At 62.8% G+C, this 16,428-nt stretch carries 10 protein-coding genes and 1 pseudogene; 4 read left to right on the forward strand and 7 right to left on the reverse strand.

Features of this window, described 5'->3' with window-relative positions; genetic code table 11:
- Positions 1–103: 103 nt before the first annotated feature.
- On the forward strand, positions 104–1,609 hold the full coding sequence (locus tag J7367_RS18785; protein WP_057661681.1) for a helicase HerA-like domain-containing protein: 1,506 nt from the start codon (positions 104–106) through the stop codon (positions 1,607–1,609).
- A gap of 53 nt (positions 1,610–1,662) precedes the next feature.
- On the opposite strand, the gene nudK is transcribed toward J7367_RS18785, so the two are convergent.
- Positions 1,663–2,283 (reverse strand): GDP-mannose pyrophosphatase NudK, encoded by a 621-nt coding sequence (gene nudK / locus J7367_RS18790; RefSeq protein WP_057661678.1) that lies wholly within the window; start codon positions 2,281–2,283, stop codon positions 1,663–1,665.
- Between the two features lie 354 nt (positions 2,284–2,637).
- Between nudK and J7367_RS18795 the strand changes: the two are divergent.
- A pseudogene (locus tag J7367_RS18795) lies at positions 2,638–3,911 on the forward strand (hypothetical protein).
- Between the two features lie 136 nt (positions 3,912–4,047).
- Here J7367_RS18795 and J7367_RS18800 read toward each other — a convergent pair.
- Positions 4,048–5,514, reverse strand: a complete 1,467-nt coding sequence (locus J7367_RS18800; protein ID WP_007963948.1) for a rhomboid family intramembrane serine protease — start codon at positions 5,512–5,514, stop codon at positions 4,048–4,050.
- Positions 5,515–5,624: 110 nt separating this feature from the next.
- Here J7367_RS18800 and greB point away from each other — a divergent pair, with 110 nt between their 5' ends.
- Complete coding sequence (greB, locus tag J7367_RS18805) at positions 5,625–6,131, forward strand: transcription elongation factor GreB (RefSeq protein ID WP_007963950.1); 507 nt, start codon at positions 5,625–5,627, stop codon at positions 6,129–6,131.
- A gap of 319 nt (positions 6,132–6,450) precedes the next feature.
- Here greB and rimO read toward each other — a convergent pair whose 3' ends face one another.
- Positions 6,451–7,812: a 30S ribosomal protein S12 methylthiotransferase RimO gene (gene rimO / locus J7367_RS18810; protein ID WP_057661675.1), complete on the reverse strand. Its 1,362-nt coding sequence runs from the start codon at positions 7,810–7,812 to the stop codon at positions 6,451–6,453.
- Positions 7,813–7,855: 43 nt separating this feature from the next.
- Here rimO and J7367_RS18815 point away from each other — a divergent pair, with 43 nt between their 5' ends.
- A complete protein-coding gene (locus tag J7367_RS18815) occupies positions 7,856–9,514 on the forward strand; it encodes a recombinase family protein (protein ID WP_081027847.1) in 1,659 nt (552 codons plus the stop codon).
- Between the two features lie 181 nt (positions 9,515–9,695).
- On the opposite strand, the gene J7367_RS22360 is transcribed toward J7367_RS18815, so the two are convergent.
- The 4 genes from J7367_RS22360 to J7367_RS18830 all read right to left on the reverse strand — a co-directional run bounded on the left by J7367_RS22360 (position 9,696) and on the right by J7367_RS18830 (position 16,137).
- The gene (locus tag J7367_RS22360) at positions 9,696–10,400 is read right to left on the reverse strand and encodes a hypothetical protein (protein ID WP_057661673.1); all 705 of its coding nucleotides are present in this window, start codon (positions 10,398–10,400) and stop codon (positions 9,696–9,698) included.
- 63 nt (positions 10,401–10,463) lie between these two features.
- Positions 10,464–15,026: an AAA domain-containing protein gene (locus tag J7367_RS18820; protein ID WP_081027846.1), complete on the reverse strand. Its 4,563-nt coding sequence runs from the start codon at positions 15,024–15,026 to the stop codon at positions 10,464–10,466.
- A gap of 358 nt (positions 15,027–15,384) precedes the next feature.
- On the reverse strand, positions 15,385–15,687 hold the full coding sequence (locus J7367_RS18825) for a hypothetical protein (protein WP_057661671.1): 303 nt from the start codon (positions 15,685–15,687) through the stop codon (positions 15,385–15,387).
- 9 nt (positions 15,688–15,696) lie between these two features.
- Positions 15,697–16,137, reverse strand: a complete 441-nt coding sequence (locus J7367_RS18830; RefSeq protein WP_244672338.1) for an STY0301 family protein — start codon at positions 16,135–16,137, stop codon at positions 15,697–15,699.
- Positions 16,138–16,428 lie beyond the last annotated feature (291 nt).

The following is a 16,428-nucleotide window of genomic DNA, read 5'->3' on the forward strand; positions in this document are numbered from 1 at the left end:
CCCGTTCGACCCAGCCTGCCTGCCAGAATCCGCCGAGTTGACGGATGGCATTGCCCGCCGGGATTGCCCGCTAGAATCGACCCTTTCCCACCGGATCAGCGCAATGGCCTCGTTCCTGCTCGGCAAAGGCGTCACCGACGACATCCCGGTTGTGCTGGAGGCCCGCTTCGGCAATCGCCACGGACTGGTGGCCGGCGCCACCGGCACCGGCAAGACCGTGACCTTGATGACCCTGGCCGAAGGCTTCTCGCGGCTGGGCGTTCCGGTGTTCCTGGCGGACGTGAAAGGCGATGTCGCCGGCCTGGCCGTGGCCGGCGACGGGGCACCCGGCGTGCTGCAGCGCGCCAACGATACGGGCATGACCGACTACGCCCCGGCGGCTAACCCGGTGGTGTTCTGGGACCTGTATGGCCAGCTCGGGCATCCGGTACGTACCACCGTCAGCGAGATGGGCCCCACTCTGCTCGCCAGGATTCTGGAGCTCAACGACACCCAGTCCGGCGTACTCGATATCGTGTTCAAGCTGGCCGACGACCGCGGCTTGCTGCTGCTGGACCTGGACGACCTGCGTGCGCTGCTCGCGCTGGTGGTCGAAGAGCGCAAGGAGCTCTCCACCAGTTACGGGCTGGTGTCCAGCCAATCGGTGGCCGCCATCCAGCGCGCCTTGCTGCGCCTGTCGCAGGACGGCGGCGAACAGTTCTTCGGTGAACCCGCGCTGGAGCTGGCCGAACTGATGCGCGTCGCACCGGATGGCCGTGGCGTGATCGGCATCCTGGCTGCCAACCAATTGGTGCTCAAGCCGAAGCTGTATTCCACCTTCCTGCTGTGGCTGCTGTCGGAACTGTTCGAGCGCTTGCCCGAAGTGGGCGACCTGGAACAACCCAAACTGGTGTTCGTCTTCGACGAGGCGCACCTGCTGTTCGACGATGCGCCGGCGACGCTGGTGCAGCGCATCGAACAGGTGGTGCGCCTGATCCGTTCCAAGGGCGTGGGCGTGTATTTCTGCTCGCAGTTTCCCGATGACATTCCCGACAATATCCTCGGCCAGCTCGGCAATCGCGTGCAGCACGCCTTGCGCGCCTACACGCCGCGCGACCAGAAGGCGGTGAAGACCGCCGCGCAGACCTTCGTCGGCAATCCCAAGCTCGACGTCGCCACCGCCATCTCCAGCCTGGGTACCGGCGAGGCGCTGGTGTCGCCGCTGCAGGGCAAGGGCGTACCGGCGCCGGTGCAGCAGACATTGATCGCCCCGCCGCGTTGCCGCATGGGCGCCATCAGCGAGACCGAACGCGCGCAGGTGCGCGCCACCAGCCCGGTCGGCACTCGCTACGACACCGCGATCAATCGTGAATCGGCTGCCGAATTGCTGGCGCGCCGCGTCGAACAGGTGGCCGAACACAACGCAGCCCCACCCGCCCGCACTCGCGCAGACGACGACGCGCACGACAGCGGCTTCGGTCAGGCGGTCAAGGACGCGGTCTTCGGCACCAGCCGCCGCCAGGGCATGCTCGAAGCGATGGCCAAGCAGACCTCGCGCACGGTGGGCAACAAGATCGGGCAGCAGATCGTGCGCGGCATCTTCGGCAGCATTTTTGGTGGGAAGCGTTGATCGGCTTGATCATCGCCGCCGACACGGCTCGATGACGCCGTCGCCCTGAAGGGCTACCGGGTGCTGGCGTGGACGGACTCCAACACACCATGCAACTTGGCGTACTGCAACAGCATGATGGTCTTGGCATCGGCGATCTCACCTGAATCGATCATCGCCAATGCTGCATCCAGGGACAGCTCCAGCACTTCGATCTCTTCGCCGTCTTCTTCAAGTCCACCGCCCTCGCTGACCTTGTCGTCGTCGACGTATTCGCCGACGAAGAAGTGCAGGCGTTCGGTGACCGAGCCAGGGCTCATGAAGGCCTCGAACACCTTGCGCACGTTGTCGATCCGGTAGCCGGTTTCCTCTTCGGTTTCCTTGCGGATGCAGGTCAGCGCATCGTCCTGGTCGAGCAGGCCTGCGCAAGCTTCGATCAACATGCCATCCGGGTTGCCATTGAGCAGCGTCGGCAGGCGGAACTGGCGGGTGAGCATCACCGTCTGCCTGGCGCGGCTATACAGCAAAATGGTGGCGCCATTGCCACGGTCGTAGGCCTCGCGCGACAAGGACTGCCAGCGGCCGTCCTTGCGCTGGAAATCGAACGTCACCTTGCGTAGCACATACCAGTTGTCCGAGAGCACATCGATGCTGCGAATGCGGACCTGCGGGTTGCCGGTGGCAGAGGGAATCAAGCGACACTCCTTGTGATGCGAGCGATGGCGGTGCCATGGTTGCGGCGCGCGCGGTCGCTCGTAGGACCGCGAGCGTGCGGCGGGCCACCATTTTACCCGTCGCTCCGCTGGAACCTGAAACAGTCACGCACGCAACGCATCGACGGTCTGCCGATGCGCTCGCGGTACTGTCGGACACAGCATGCTCCGATGCAATGCCGGCACTGATGCATGGCCTGGCCAGCACTATCCAGACCATACCCGCGACATGTCGCCGGTCGCTGGCGATCCTGGTTCGTCGGCTTGCCTTGCCTCAATTGCATGGGGGCGCACCTCACCGCACAATCCGCTCACATCACACGCCTGGGGAGCGTCATGGAAGACCGTTTTCGCGCACGCACGGTGGCCGCGCAGGCTGCGCCTGCACCGTTCTGGACCCGCATTCCCGCCATCGCCACCTACCCGCTGCGTGGCTCGGCGCTGTATGCGCTGATCGCATTGACGCTGTGCGGCGCATTGCTGGTGCTGCCGGGCATCCTGAAACTGGTGATTGCCGGTGTGCTGGGCATGGCGACCTACACCTATGCCTTCGACATTCTGCGCCACACCGCCGATGGCCAGACCGATGCGCCACGCCTGGGCTATAACAGCTTCGACAGCGCGGTACTGCGCCTGATCCTGCTGGCCATCGCGCTGGGCATCGTGATCGGCGCGGGGGCCGTGATCGCCGGCCCGTTCGGGCTGACCATCGCCTATCTGGGCACCATGTTGCTGCTGCCGGGCATGCTGATCTCGTTGGCCATCGACGGCAGCCTGCGCCGGGCGCTCAATCCCGCCGTCTCGATCGACATGGCGCTGCGGATCGGCTGGCCATATCTGGCCGCCTACGGCCTGCTCTACGTGATCCAGGGAGCGGTACGGCAGCAGTCTTTTTCGCTACCAGATACCTACCCCCGCTCGTGCGCGAAGCCACGGTCATGGCGACCTCGATCTGGACGCTATTCGCCAGCTTTCACCTGCTGGGGTATCTGGTGTACCAGTACCACGAGGAGCTCGGCTACGTGCCCAGCAGCGGGGCCGCGCACGAACGCCGCGACCCGGATCAGCGCCTGCTCGACGAAGCGGAACAGTATGTGCGCGACGGGCATTCCGACGAAGCCTTTCAGGCCTTGCGTGGCGCGGTGCGCTCGCGCGCGGTGAGCCTGGCGGTGCACGAGCTCTATCAGCGCCTGCTGCGCCAACACCATCGCAACGACGAGCTACGCGAACACACCCGCCAATACATCAATCGCCTGTTGCAGGAAAAGCAGGAACGGCGCGCGCTCGCGCTGCAGCGCGAAGCGCTGGACATCGACGCCACGTTTACGCCGCTGACGCCCGAGCAGGCCAACCTGCTGGCCGAGCGCGCAAAGATGGCCGGGCAGTTCCAACTGGTCACCGATGGCCTGCTGGCCGCCATCGCTGCATGGCCGCGCGACCCGATGCTGCCCGCCTGGTCGCTGGACGCCGGCTTGCTGCTGGCCGAGCGCTTCGGTCGCGATGATCAAGCGCGCGCGGTATTGCAGGACGCAATGGATCGCTGCGACGACGAAGCACTGCGCGCGAAGCTGGAGGCGGCACTGAAAGCGGTGACGATTCAGCCGGCGTGATCGGCTGAAGTCTCCTTCTGCAGGTTCCAGACAGACAGATCCCGTCAAGCGCAGAACCACGCATGTCAGGCAACTCGACTGGCCTTGCCCTCCCAGCGTCGCGCGAGTCAGAGAGCACGCGTCGAGCAGAAATCGCTCACCCGTTCTCAAGCAAAAAGCGCGCCTTGTTCGCCTGTCCCTGCTCGGGAAACTGATCCAGCACCTGTCGCAACAAGCGCGTACGTTGCGCACCGTCCTGCAGCTCACCGTGACGCAAGGCAAGCACGAACCACTGTTGGGCTAATTCGTCGCGGGGCGTAGTCAGTGCGCTTTCTTTCAACAGGCGCTCGGCATCGGCCAACAGGCCGTTACGCATGCACGCAGCGATCAGCGCCCTGCGCGCCGTCAGACTGCAGGCAGTCTTGGCCTTGCTGAGTTCGGCGGCGACTGCCAGCTGGATGCGTGTCTGTTCGGCGCTGTGGGTGTGCAGGGCCAGCAGCGTCTCGGCATGGCGCAGGCTGTCCTGGCTGCGCCCTGCATGACGTGCCGCGCGATAGCGCGCAAGCGCAACCTCCAGATTGTGCGGCTGCTCGCGCGCCAACTCCGCCAGCAAATGTTCGGCCTCGGCGTTTTCCATCCGGCCCAGATGGCGCTGCGCCCGCTCCCAGCGATCGTCCACCGCAACCGTGTCTCCCTCCTCCATAAATGCCGGCCGGGTTTGCCGCAATACCACAAGCAAGGCGCCCAGCAACGCACCGCTCAGCAGTCCCCCCGCATGCGCTTCGAAGGCGACTGCACCGTCGTCGCTGGATGCCAGGCTGTACAACTCCCAGCCCAGCCACAGCGGCAATAGCAGGATCGCCGGGCCACGCGCGTAATTGAAGACCACGAAAAACCAATAGAAAAAGCGCACCCTGCGACGGCCCCATACCATGCAGAACGCGCCCATCAGGGCGGCGATGGCGCCGGACGCACCCAGACCGCCACCGGGCTCGCCCCAACGCCACCACAAGCTGGCCAGGCTGGCGCCGAATCCGCCGAGCAGATACAGCACCAGGAACCAGCCGCTGCCGATCGCGCCTTCCAGCAAGGTACCCAGGGCAAGCAGAAACAGCATGTTGCCCAGCAAATGATCGAAGCTGCCGTGCAGGAAGGTGGCGGTCAGCATGCGCGCGGGCGACCATTCGGAACTGCGTTGCACATGGCGCAGCGTAAATATCCTGGACAGCCGCGCGTCGTAGGGCGCACGCAATGCGCGCCATTCGCGCAGGCGCGCGTCGTCGTTGAACAGTGTGCCGCTGCGCAGTGCGTGTTCGAAGGCGACATCGTGCATCGTCAGGTGCGCCAGATACGCGACGCGTTGCGGCTCAGGCACGCTGTCCAGCTTTGCCTGGCGCGCCGCGCGCAGCTTGGCGTCGGCGGTCTGCTGCAGGTAACGGGTATGTGCATCGGCCTCCAGCGCGCCCAAGCCGGAGTGTACGTAATAGTGCACGGCGCTCTCGACCAGGCTGTCGTCCTTGCGCTGGTAGCCCAGGTAGACCGCCACATTGATCAGCACCAGCAGCAGCGTCACCCAGGGGATGTTCTGGCGCGACCAGGGTTTGTGCAGCGGCATGATCAGCATGACAACGTCCGTGTCCGAGAATGGCGCAAAGCTTCGCTGTGCGGCGGAAGATGCGCAACCACGTCATGCGCGCTAGCATCGCGGCCCCGCCGTTCGAACCTGCCTGACCCATGAGCCGCTGGCGCCCACCTGCCGAAAAAAGCACTGCGCTGATCACGCCCGAAGGCCACGCCCGCCTCAAAGCCGAGCTGGACGACTTGTGGCGCGTGCGCCGCCCCGAGGTGGTGCGGGCCCTGGCGGCAGCGGCCGCCGAAGGCGACCGCTCGGAAAATGCGGAGTACACCTATCGCAAGAAGCAGCTCGGCGAGATCGATCGGCGTGTGCGCTATCTGAGCAAGCGACTGGAAGCGTTGCGCGTGGTGGATACCGCACCTACCGACGCGAACGCAGTGTTCTTCGGCGCACAGGTGGAACTGGAAGACGCCGACAGTGGCGAGCTGCTGCGCTACCGCATCGTCGGCCCGGACGAAACCGATGCCGGACGCGGCTGGATCAGCATCGACTCCCCCCTGGCGCGCGCCCTGCTGAAAAAGCGCGTGGACGACGAATTCGACGCACATTTGCCGGCCGGCAAGCACACATTCGTCGTGGTATCGGTGGATTACGCCTCGCTGTAGCGGATACCCAAGGCGCGGATCGATCCTGGCGCCGTGCATCAGCAACGACGTGATCGACACCCGGAGAACCGAACACCCATTGCCCAGGACTGCCGCGTGGCACGCGGGTACGCTCCCACGCAGGCCACCCTCATGCGGCGATGTCATGCCCAGGCGATGTCGGTCTTGCAGCGCGGCGTGCCGGGACGGCCGCGCGTAGCAAGCCTGGTCGCGCGCAGGCACGCTCCTACGGGTTGGCGTCCCCATGGGGGCGTGTGCGCCGCCGGCTCGGCGCACTCGGGAGCACCGATGCCATCGGCCAGCCGGCGCCCTGCCGTGGCTAAACGATCTGCAGGTTCAAGGTCCGGCCTGGCTGCACCGCATGGCCAGACGGCAGTGCATCACCAAACAGATCGTGCTCGTCGCTGTCGGTGATTTCCACGTCCACCAGATCGCCCACCTTCAAGCCGAGCTCGCCACCGTTCTGGATGTGCACCAGCCCATCGATTTCCGGCGCATCGGCACGCGAGCGGGCCACCGCGATGTCGTCTTCGATCACATCCACCAGGCACTGCTGCACGCTGCCGATCTTGGACTCCAGACGCAACGCAGAGATCTGCGCCTGCTTGGCCATGAAGCGCGCCAGGCGCTCCTGTTTCACTTCTTCGGGCACCGGGTCCGGTAGCGCGTTGGCGCTGGCGCCATCGACCGGCGAATACGCAAACGCACCAACGCGGTCCAGCTGCGCCTGATCCAGGAAGTCCAGCAAGGATTCGAATTCGGCATCGGTCTCGCCGGGGAAGCCGACAATGAAGGTCGAGCGCACGGTGATCTCCGGGCACATCGCCTTCCAGCGCTGCACGCGCTCCAGGGTTTTTTCCACCGCGCCGGGGCGCTTCATCAACTTGAGAATGCGCGGGCTGGCGTGCTGGAACGGGATGTCCAGATACGGTAGCAACCTGCCTTCGGCCATCGACGGAATCACGTCGTCCACGTGCGGATACGGATACACGTAATGCAGGCGCGTCCACACGCCCAGCTCCGACAGACCCTCGCACAGCGCCTTCATGCGGGTCTGGTACAGGCGGTCGCGCCACGGGCGCTCGGCATATTTCAGGTCCACGCCATAAGCCGAAGTGTCCTGCGACACCACCAGCAATTCCTTGACGCCGCCGCGCACCAGCCGTTCGGCCTCGCGCAGCACCTCATCCACCGGGCGCGAGACCAGATCGCCGCGCATCGAAGGAATGATGCAGAAGCTGCAGCGGTGATTGCAGCCTTCGGAAATCTTGAGATACGCGTAATGGCGCGGGGTCAGCTTGATGCCGTAGTCCGGCACCAGATCCACGAACGGGTCGTGACGCGGCGGCAATGCGGCGTGCACTGCCTCCATGACGCTCTGGTAGTCCTGCGGGCCGGATACCGCCAGCACTTGCGGGTATGCCTCGCGAATCTGCTCCGGGCGCTTGCCCAGGCAGCCGGTGACGATGACCTTGCCGTTGGCGTTCATCGCCTCGCCGATCGCGTCCAGCGATTCGGTCACTGCCGAATCGATGAAGCCGCAGGTGTTGACCACCACCACATCGGCAGCGTCGTAGCTGGGCACGATGTCGTAGCCCTCCACACGCAGCTGGGTGAGGATGCGTTCGGAATCGACGAGCGCCTTCGGGCACCCAAGGGATACCATACCTATACGCGGCATGCGGGCCGGTTGTGTAATCGTTTCAGTCATGTGGGGGTGAAATTTGAAAGGTCTGGTCTACAGCTACATGCGCTTTTCGGACCCCCGCCAAGCCGCTGGCCATAGCCGCGAGCGCCAAGAGGCCTACGCAGCCAAATGGGCGGCAGAACATGGGCTTCAACTTGACGACAAGCTGACGATGCTGGACGAAGGGCTGTCAGCCTATCACCAGCAACACGTTAAGTCAGGGGCGCTCGGGGCTTTCCTAATCGGGGTTCAGGCCGGGAGGATCACGGAAGGATCAGTGCTGGTGGTCGAGGGGCTTGACCGGCTGTCGCGAGCTGAACCCATCCAGGCTCAGGCTCAACTGGCACAGATTGTAAATGCGGGGATCACTGTCGTCACTGCCAGCGACAGGAAGGTCTATAGCAGGGAGCGCCTAAAAGCGAACCCCATGGACCTCGTCTACAGCCTGCTGGTGATGATCCGTGCCCATGAAGAGAGCGATACCAAAAGCAAGCGCGTGAAGGCTAGCATACGCAGGCTGTGCGAGGGATGGGAAGCTGGTACCTACCGGGGCCGCATCCGCCAGGGGCACGACCCAAACTGGTTGAAGGAAGTACCTGGCGCGCCAGGCGGCGGATGGCAATTGGTTCCTGAACGGGTCGCCGCAGTGCGCCGGGCTGTCGAACTATATGTTCAAGGCTATGGCGGAAAGCGCATCGTTCAAACGCTGGAAGCGGAAGGTCGGCAACTCTACAGCACGAGTGCGGAGAACCACTCACAGCAGGTGTACCGGCTGGTCAAGCTGCCACAGCTGGCAGGAACCAAACCTGTCAGCGTTGACGGGGAGGAGTATCTGCTGAAGGACTACTACCCTGCCATCCTGAGTCCTGCGGAATGGGGAGAACTGCAGCGCGTCGGCATGCAAAACGGTCGCCGACGCGTAAAGGGCGATCTGCCACACGTGATTACCGGTCTTGGGATCACAGTGTGCGGATATTGCGGCCGCCCCATGGCAGGGCAGAATCTGGGTACGAAGAAGCGCTTGCCGGATGGTCGCATTCGCGACGGGTACCGCAGGCTGCTGTGCACTTCAAACGCTGCCTACGGCGGCGGGTGCGCTGTACAGGCCAGCACGAGCGTGGCTCCGGTGGAGCGGGCGCTTATGGCCTACTGCAGCGACATCATCAACCTGCAGGCCCTATTCGGCGCTGACCGTGCCGACGTGCCTCGTGCCCGCGTAGCGGCCGCGCGCGCGAAGGTAACCGATCTCAACGGGCAACTGGAGAAACTTGCGGATGCCATGTTGATCAGCTCAGCGGAGGGTACGCCACAGATATTTGCGCGGCGTGCCCGCGCTCTTGAGTCAGAGTTGCTGGATGCCGAGAACGGTCTGCGAGAGGCAGAACATGAGCTGGCAAGCCTGAGCCGCAAAGACGCGCAAGGAGCCGATGAAGTTTGGCGGGAGCTCGCCGCTGGCGTCGAAGGCCAGGACGTGGCCGCCCGCTTGCGCGCTCGCCAACTAGTAGCAGACACGTTCGAACGGATCGTGATCTATGCCCGCGGAATGCGTCCAGATCCCCAGGCCAGTGAGCGCGACTACTACATTGACATTGTCCTGGTCGCCCGCGGTGGTAACTCTCGCCTGTTGCGCATAGACCGTGAGGGCACGCTCTTGATGGTGGATGACGTCTTGGCTTTGCAACCCCCTACCCAGTAGGTTGGCTACCGGCTTCGTCTTTAGGAAAAGGGTTCACGAAGCGGTCCCCACTCCATGCGCCTTGCCTGCCCGCTTGAGCTCCTCCGGTCGAGCCAGACCAGCCCCAGCATCGGCGTTAAGTTTTGTCCACCCGCTGCAGAGCTTACTCGTCCAACTGAATGCCATACCGGGGCTAACCCAACTAATCTCGCGGCAGCCAAAACCTGGTACTGAAGTTGTTGAGTCCGCGCGTATATGCATCAGGTTTGACCCGAAAGGTTTTCGGAATGTCTGCACCGTTGCCGCCATCCTTGAAATAGTCCCTGACCGAATACAGCGCCTGGTCCTTCAGATGCTCCCACTCGTGGTAGAGCCTTTCCCGATGCTCCCGCTCCTGGTTGGCAACACTTCGCTTTCGGACCGCCAGCGGCCGGGTGTAATCAGGTCGCAGATCCACATCGTAGAGAAAAGTGATATCGCTATGCGTCCAGGGATCCGCCGAAGAAGGGCGCCATCGATAGCTCACGCGCACTGATAACTGCACGCCGAGCGAATACGGAGGCGTGATCAGGTCGTCGATAAAGAAACGCTCGCCCTCCTCCACCTCGATCGCCATGCGATGTTGCATCTGCTGCAAAGCGTTCAGAAGAGCATCGCCGGCCCTTTGCGCGTCGTAGAGAGTCTCTGCATGCTTCTTGTCGGCTTTCGCTTTGCCGTACGCCCCAAGCGCACGCTCGAAATCATGCCGTTTTGTCGAAACAAACGGCCCACAATCATGCAAGGGCAGTTCCCGCAGCGCGGAGGGCTGCTCGTCACGCAGGCATCGATCGATGAGAGTGCGCAGCAATTCGGAGTCAATGCGGCGCAGCACATCCTGTACGTTACGGGGAATATTGATGTCGGCCATGTCATCTCTCCATGTCGTCGGGTCACCGAACCCAGCAGTTGGCGACCCAAAGCCGTCCAGCCGTCAACTCAGCACACTTGGATGGGGTTCTGCCGGGGGCGCGGCCTCTTCGGGCGCAAGTTCCCGTGGCGGCCATTCGCGGTACTCGACCAGGGATGGCGAACGCTCCATCGCTCCCAGTGGTTCGATGCCCATGTTGCGCATGCGATCAACCAACTCCTTCAGCACATCTGATTTGCGCAGTGACCAAGTCGAAGCGAAACAGCGCCAGAACACCCATCCTGCGCGTTCGAGAATTCGCTGGCGCTGCATATCGGCCTGCCACCGGTCAGGTCCGTGGAATTCGTCGCCGTCGCACTCGATAGCCAAGCGTACGTCGTCGCCCCCTTCGACCACCATGTCGATGCGGAACGCGCCAGCCTTCACCTGAGGCGTCACGCGGTAGCCCCGGTCGAAAAGCGAGGTGTACACGTCGCGCTCGAATCCAGATTCGCATAGTTCAATGAGGCTCTTTTGCTCATCGTTACTGTCCATCGGCTTGCTGAAATGCTGTAGCAGCGTACGTCGGATATCGACCGCTGATAATTCATCGAACTTGACGGATCTCACCAAGTACATCCGGTCCCTTGCACGGCTCGCAGCGACATTGAAGCGCTGCTCGAACATGTTGCCAGACAGCGCGTGGTGACTGCGACTGTCTGCAACCATCGAAAGGAACATGATGTCTCGTTCGCTTCCTTGAAAGATACGTGCATCGCCGCATTCAAACCGGCGGTGCAGCAGTTCGGCCGCGTCGCATCGGCTGCGGACCAAGGTGTCAACTGCCTGGGCCTGATCCAGCCCGAGCAAGGAGACGACCCCTAGCGTTCGGTGCCGCAGCTTGGGGTTGCGCAGAATGGATTCGATCTCGGCGGCGATGAATTCGGCTTCCTGCCTGTTCGCGTCTTTCTTGCTGCGCTCGCCCGTCGTCACGTAGACGTCTATCAGCGGCGGGTCGATGCGCTCCGAGGCCTTCGGCACCCTCAGCGGCTTGATCTGATTTTTATAAAAGGTCCGGTTGCTATAGGCGATGATGGGGTGAACGCAGCGAAAGTGCTCGGCGAGCATGACTTTCTGGGCCGCAAAAACCGTGGAGGCGATATCGTAGAGTGACTTTTCCGGTGTCAGGTCTGCGGCATATGCCTGGTCGCTCAAAAAGCGCTCGCGCAAGGAAAGAATCTTTGCCGCAGAGATAAAACCTCCCTCCGGAGATACCTGCTTATCGTCACCTACCACGAGGATCTTCTTTCCGCGCAGGATCGCCGGCAGAGCCCACAGGTTGGACTGGCTGGCTTCATCGACAATCACGAGATCGAAGGCACCCAACTGCCCTGGCATGCTTTCCGATACTTTGGAGTGGCTCATGATCCAGCACGGGATCGCGCCCTGAGCGTCTTGCATCGCTTTCTGTGCGTCGCGCCGATAACGCGTGGCGTTCGGCCCGGTGCCCTGCCCGATCTTGCGGATGGCGGTGCGGTAGCTCTCGAGGGCCGAGAGCACCTTGGCCGAAGCTTGCGATTTCGCTCCTAGCCAAGCCGAACGCGCGACCAGGCGCTCGTACTGCTGCGCCAGCAACCGCTCCAAATCTCGGCGTCGTGATGACAGCGCGAGCAATTCTTCACGCGCGTCGATGGTGTCCAAGTGGCTCTTGACCCGTGCCCAATTCCAGGCCTCTCGCCAAGCGACCGGGAGCACGTTGTCTTCCCCGGATGCGGCCAATGCCTGCGTGCGCAGCCGGGCTGCTAGCTTCTGCCCACCCGCGAATTCCACTTGGCGACAGAGTTCGTTCACGGTGGCGATGTGGCTTGCCAAGGATTCGATACGCTTGAGCTCGCCTACCAATTCCGCATAACGGGCGACGGCTCGCTCCGCCTTCACTTCGGGATTACCGAGATCCGTGGCAGTGAATGTGTGCAACAGTTCCGCCACGGGACCGCTTGTACCCGCCAACTTTTCCTGCAAGGTAGCTAGCTGCGTTGCGGCAGCGGCCAGTTCCGCGCGGGTCAGGTGCTGACGCAGGTGCTTCCTGACAATCGACAACTCGGCGGATGTGCCCTGGAGTTCCCGCGTCGGTGGCTCAGAAAACACACGCCCGGCCATGAGCGGCAACTGCACATCGTGCACGGTTGCCAGGGTGTAAGACTTCATGGCAGCCAGGGCTACCAACTCGATCGAACGCAAGGCTTCGACAGTGCCCTGCACTGTGGGCATCGACAACAAATCCGCAAACTGGTTCCAGCGCACGCTGAAGGAAAGCACCCGCGCATGCAGTCCCAGATAGCGGTGGACGTGCAGCCAGTCGTCTTGGCTGGCCGGCGGCTGGCCGGAAATACGGACGGCAGCGACGAGCGGCTTGACATCGCCCATGCCGAACGGGAATAAGCTGAAAGGCTTTCCAGTGTCTTTGGCTTTTTCGACCGCCTCATGCACCTTCGGGTTGTCGAGTGCCTTGGCAGGCAACTGCACTGGCCGCTGCAGGAACGCCGCACGCGCCTTGACGAGCTCCTCGATCTCTCCGAACAGCGCCTTGAGAGCATCGCATTCACTGGCGTACTCGGGCCTGCGGCACCTGCTGCGCAACTCGAAGACCCAGGAGCTGTTGAGTTCCTCGAGCTCGCGGACAATGGCAGTAACTGCTTCCACTGAAGCGAGCAGCCGCCGCGCATCTTCCAAGACCTCCGGAGTGATGGCGCGCAGGGCCCACAAATCTCCACAGCCCTGCGCGGCGTCAATCTCGCGCATAGCGACGAGGGCGTTGTGGAGGCGCTCGATGGTTTCCGTGGGCAGCAGTGTCTGACTTGATGGCAACCGGGCGGCGACGTAGTGCAAATCTGATCCAAGGCGCCGGCGCGCATCGCGAAGCGCCTGCGCGTTCACGGCCGTCAGCGGAGGCGCATGTTCGGCGCCCAGGGTCAGTGAATCATCGAACCATCCGTGCAATTCCTGACCGCTGATCACCAGCTCCGCCATCTTCTGGGCGCGCATCGCTACGCCATCTATCTCCACGTTCGCGAGTTGTTGCTCTGCGATCTCATTCACCCGCCGGTCAATTCCTGAAAGCTCGCTATGGGCTGCATCGATCTGCTGCCTGCAGCGTTCGATCTCTTCCTCGGTGATCCGCGGGTTGAGCTGGGACAGGTTGTGGATGATGGCCTCAATGGACGCCTGGAACTGCCGCATGCCCTCCTTGTCACCCGAAAGCAGCGCGACGCTCAATGGCCGGACCTCCTCCGGGATCTTCGACTGCAGCACCTCCAGCGCGTGTTCGCCCTTCGAGGTCACCAGGACTTTGCGGCCGGTCGCCAAGTAGTGGCAGATGATGTTGGCAATAGTGTGGGTCTTGCCGGTACCGGGTGGCCCTTGGACCGCGACGCCCGGCGCACGCTCCAGCATCTCGACGATCGTTTCCTGCTCTTGGTTGTAGGGCAAAGGGAAATACAGCTCCCTCGGCTCGCCCTTCTTGCGGCTACCGCCGCACATGCCTCGAAACGAGATGGACTCATACCGGATGACTTCATCCGATGGCGGGGTAACAAGGGCAATAGGACCCGCCGGGATCGCATCGCCGTCCAGAAGGCGGACCTTAAGCCGACGGATATCCTCGACCAAGAAATTGCTCGATCGTTCCCTGATGAGCAGTACCCAGCCGGAGGTGACCAGTAGATCGGGGCCTGGACTTGGGATCGATTGAACGTCCGGTTCGTAACGGCCTGTTCTGCACAGGCTGCCGGCCACCAGCTTAAGGATCGGCTCGAAGCTGGATACGTCGAAGGGCGTGACCGGGTGCTCCGCCTCTTTCGTGAGCAGGAGTTTTGCCTGTTTCTCAACCTCAGCTGCGCCCATCACCTGACAGGCCCCAAAGGCGTCAAACTCCAGGCGGGGCGGCACTGCCCTCGGCCGGACAGCAATGCAATGCGTCTGCGGATCGAGTTCGATCTCTACCGCCTGTGTCAGTAGCGGATACTGGTAATCGATCGTGTCAGACTTAGCCGCCTCGTTCTCCGTCTGCTGTCGATCGAACTTCCATGCAGAAACCCCGATGCCCCACACCAGTTCGGATGGTTTTGCGGTTTCTTCGGCCTCCAGCCGCCCCTTGAGCATGAACAAGTCGCCGTAGAGTTCGATCGACCTGCGACGGGGCTTCTCGCCTTCTGCCCAGGCCAACCATAGCGGCTGGAGTTGGCGCAGGGCCTCGTCGACTTTGGCCCTGCGAACGCCGTCAGCCTGCGCAGCGCGTTCGAGACCGAGGGCTTTCGCTTCGGTGGAGGCTTCGTATTTGAGGGCGACTTCGTTGGCTTGGGGCAGCGCGCCGTTGGGATCGTCGGATACCGAAATGAAACCGCGCAGGAGCGTATCGCTGGGCCGCGGGGCTGGATGCGTCTCCAAACGCTGCACCTGCAACCAGATATGGTCTCCTTCGAGCTTGAGATCCAGGTCGACGCCCGGTAAAGCGGCGAAGTCTTTCGGGTAACGCCGGAAGTCCGAAGCGCCAGTGAGGGTGTAGGCGCCAGGGTCAATTTCCTTGCTTTGTTCGACAACGTAGTCCAGCAGCCTGCCAAGCAGGCCGTGTTGCGGCGTTACAGCCATGAGTCCTCCCCCTTTTTTCTTCCCGCAGATTGCCCCTAGCGCCGCCCGTTGTCAGTTGCCGCTGGAACTCTAGTGTGACGCATCTTTAGAGCCTCTTCCCGCGGCCTCATGGCTCGGGTCCCATCTTGTCGTACGCGTCGTGGCAAGGCTCAATCGGTACGTCGAACGGCTCGCACGCACAGAGGTAGGGAAAACATTCCCTTACTCGTCTCTCTGTAGACAGTGCCTCACACACTCGCTGCTATTCAAGAAGCTGCGTTCGATGATGTGACCTCCCCTTCCTTCCTACAGCGCCGAGACCACGACAGCTATGCAGCAGTGCGCGTTGACACAGCCAAGCCGACAAAACAGCGCCTGCTCAGTTCCATCCAATCCAAGCCAGACACGCGAGCACCATCAACCCGACGCAGATCCAACGCACGCGCCTTTGGGACGTGCAGAGCGCGTGGATCCCCTGGGTCAGCAGAAGCAACACCAGAATGCCGATGGTCGCGATGCGCGCATCTCCACTGGTCGCGAACGAGCCTGCGGACAGTTGCGGATCGACCTCCTCCACCCACCGGTATGGGCTGCCCGAAACGGCGTACATCAGCGCCATGCCAGCGACGTAGCCTGCCCAGGACAGAATTGCACAGCCGATCCGTACCACTTTTCGCAGCATCCGCAATCGTCACTCGCACTCAAAGGACGCGCTGAGGACCGCGTCGTGCGCCGCATCTTTCTTCGCCGTTCCCGTGCATACAGCCACTGTATCGCCAACGCGCTTGTAGACCTGGACGCTCCCGACGGGACCATAGGCGCACACAAGGTATTTGCCGTAGGGATAGGGGCCTTCGAATCGCCAGATGGAGATCGATTTCCTACGCGGCTGCGCCTCCCCCTCATTGCTCGGGATCAACTGGGCCATGTCCCGCGGATGTCCCGAATACACCCCCATCGAGAACAGCCGCAGCGAACCATGGCGTTCCAAATCGATCCCCGTCCCGGCCGGCAGGTCGGGGCTCTGCAACACCGCGTCGGAAACGCGCAGCGTATCGGGACATTGCAGCGTTTCCTTCGCGACGGCGGGCGCACAGACCCAACCCAGCGCGAGTGCCCACAGCAGCTTCATTGCAGATCCATCCATACCTTGCTCCCTTGGGTTGGTCGCGGCTTCCGCATCACCGAGAAGCCGCAGCCGACGCCTCTGGTCTCGCCTCTGGTCTCGCCTCAGTGCTACGCATGAAGGCGAAGGCGACGTGGCTGCGCACGCAGCGCGCACAAACTGCCAGCGCTGACCGCAAACGTCAACGGGCCGCATCGGCCACGGAACGAGCCAGCGGCCTCCGCTTCCCGCGCGTGCTCCCGTCAACACGACAGCGATTTCCCACCTTGATTTCGATAGTCCGCCCTGAACAATTCC

The organism is Xanthomonas sp. D-36-1, assembly GCF_017746155.1.
Lineage (GTDB): Bacteria > Pseudomonadota > Gammaproteobacteria > Xanthomonadales > Xanthomonadaceae > Xanthomonas > Xanthomonas cissicola.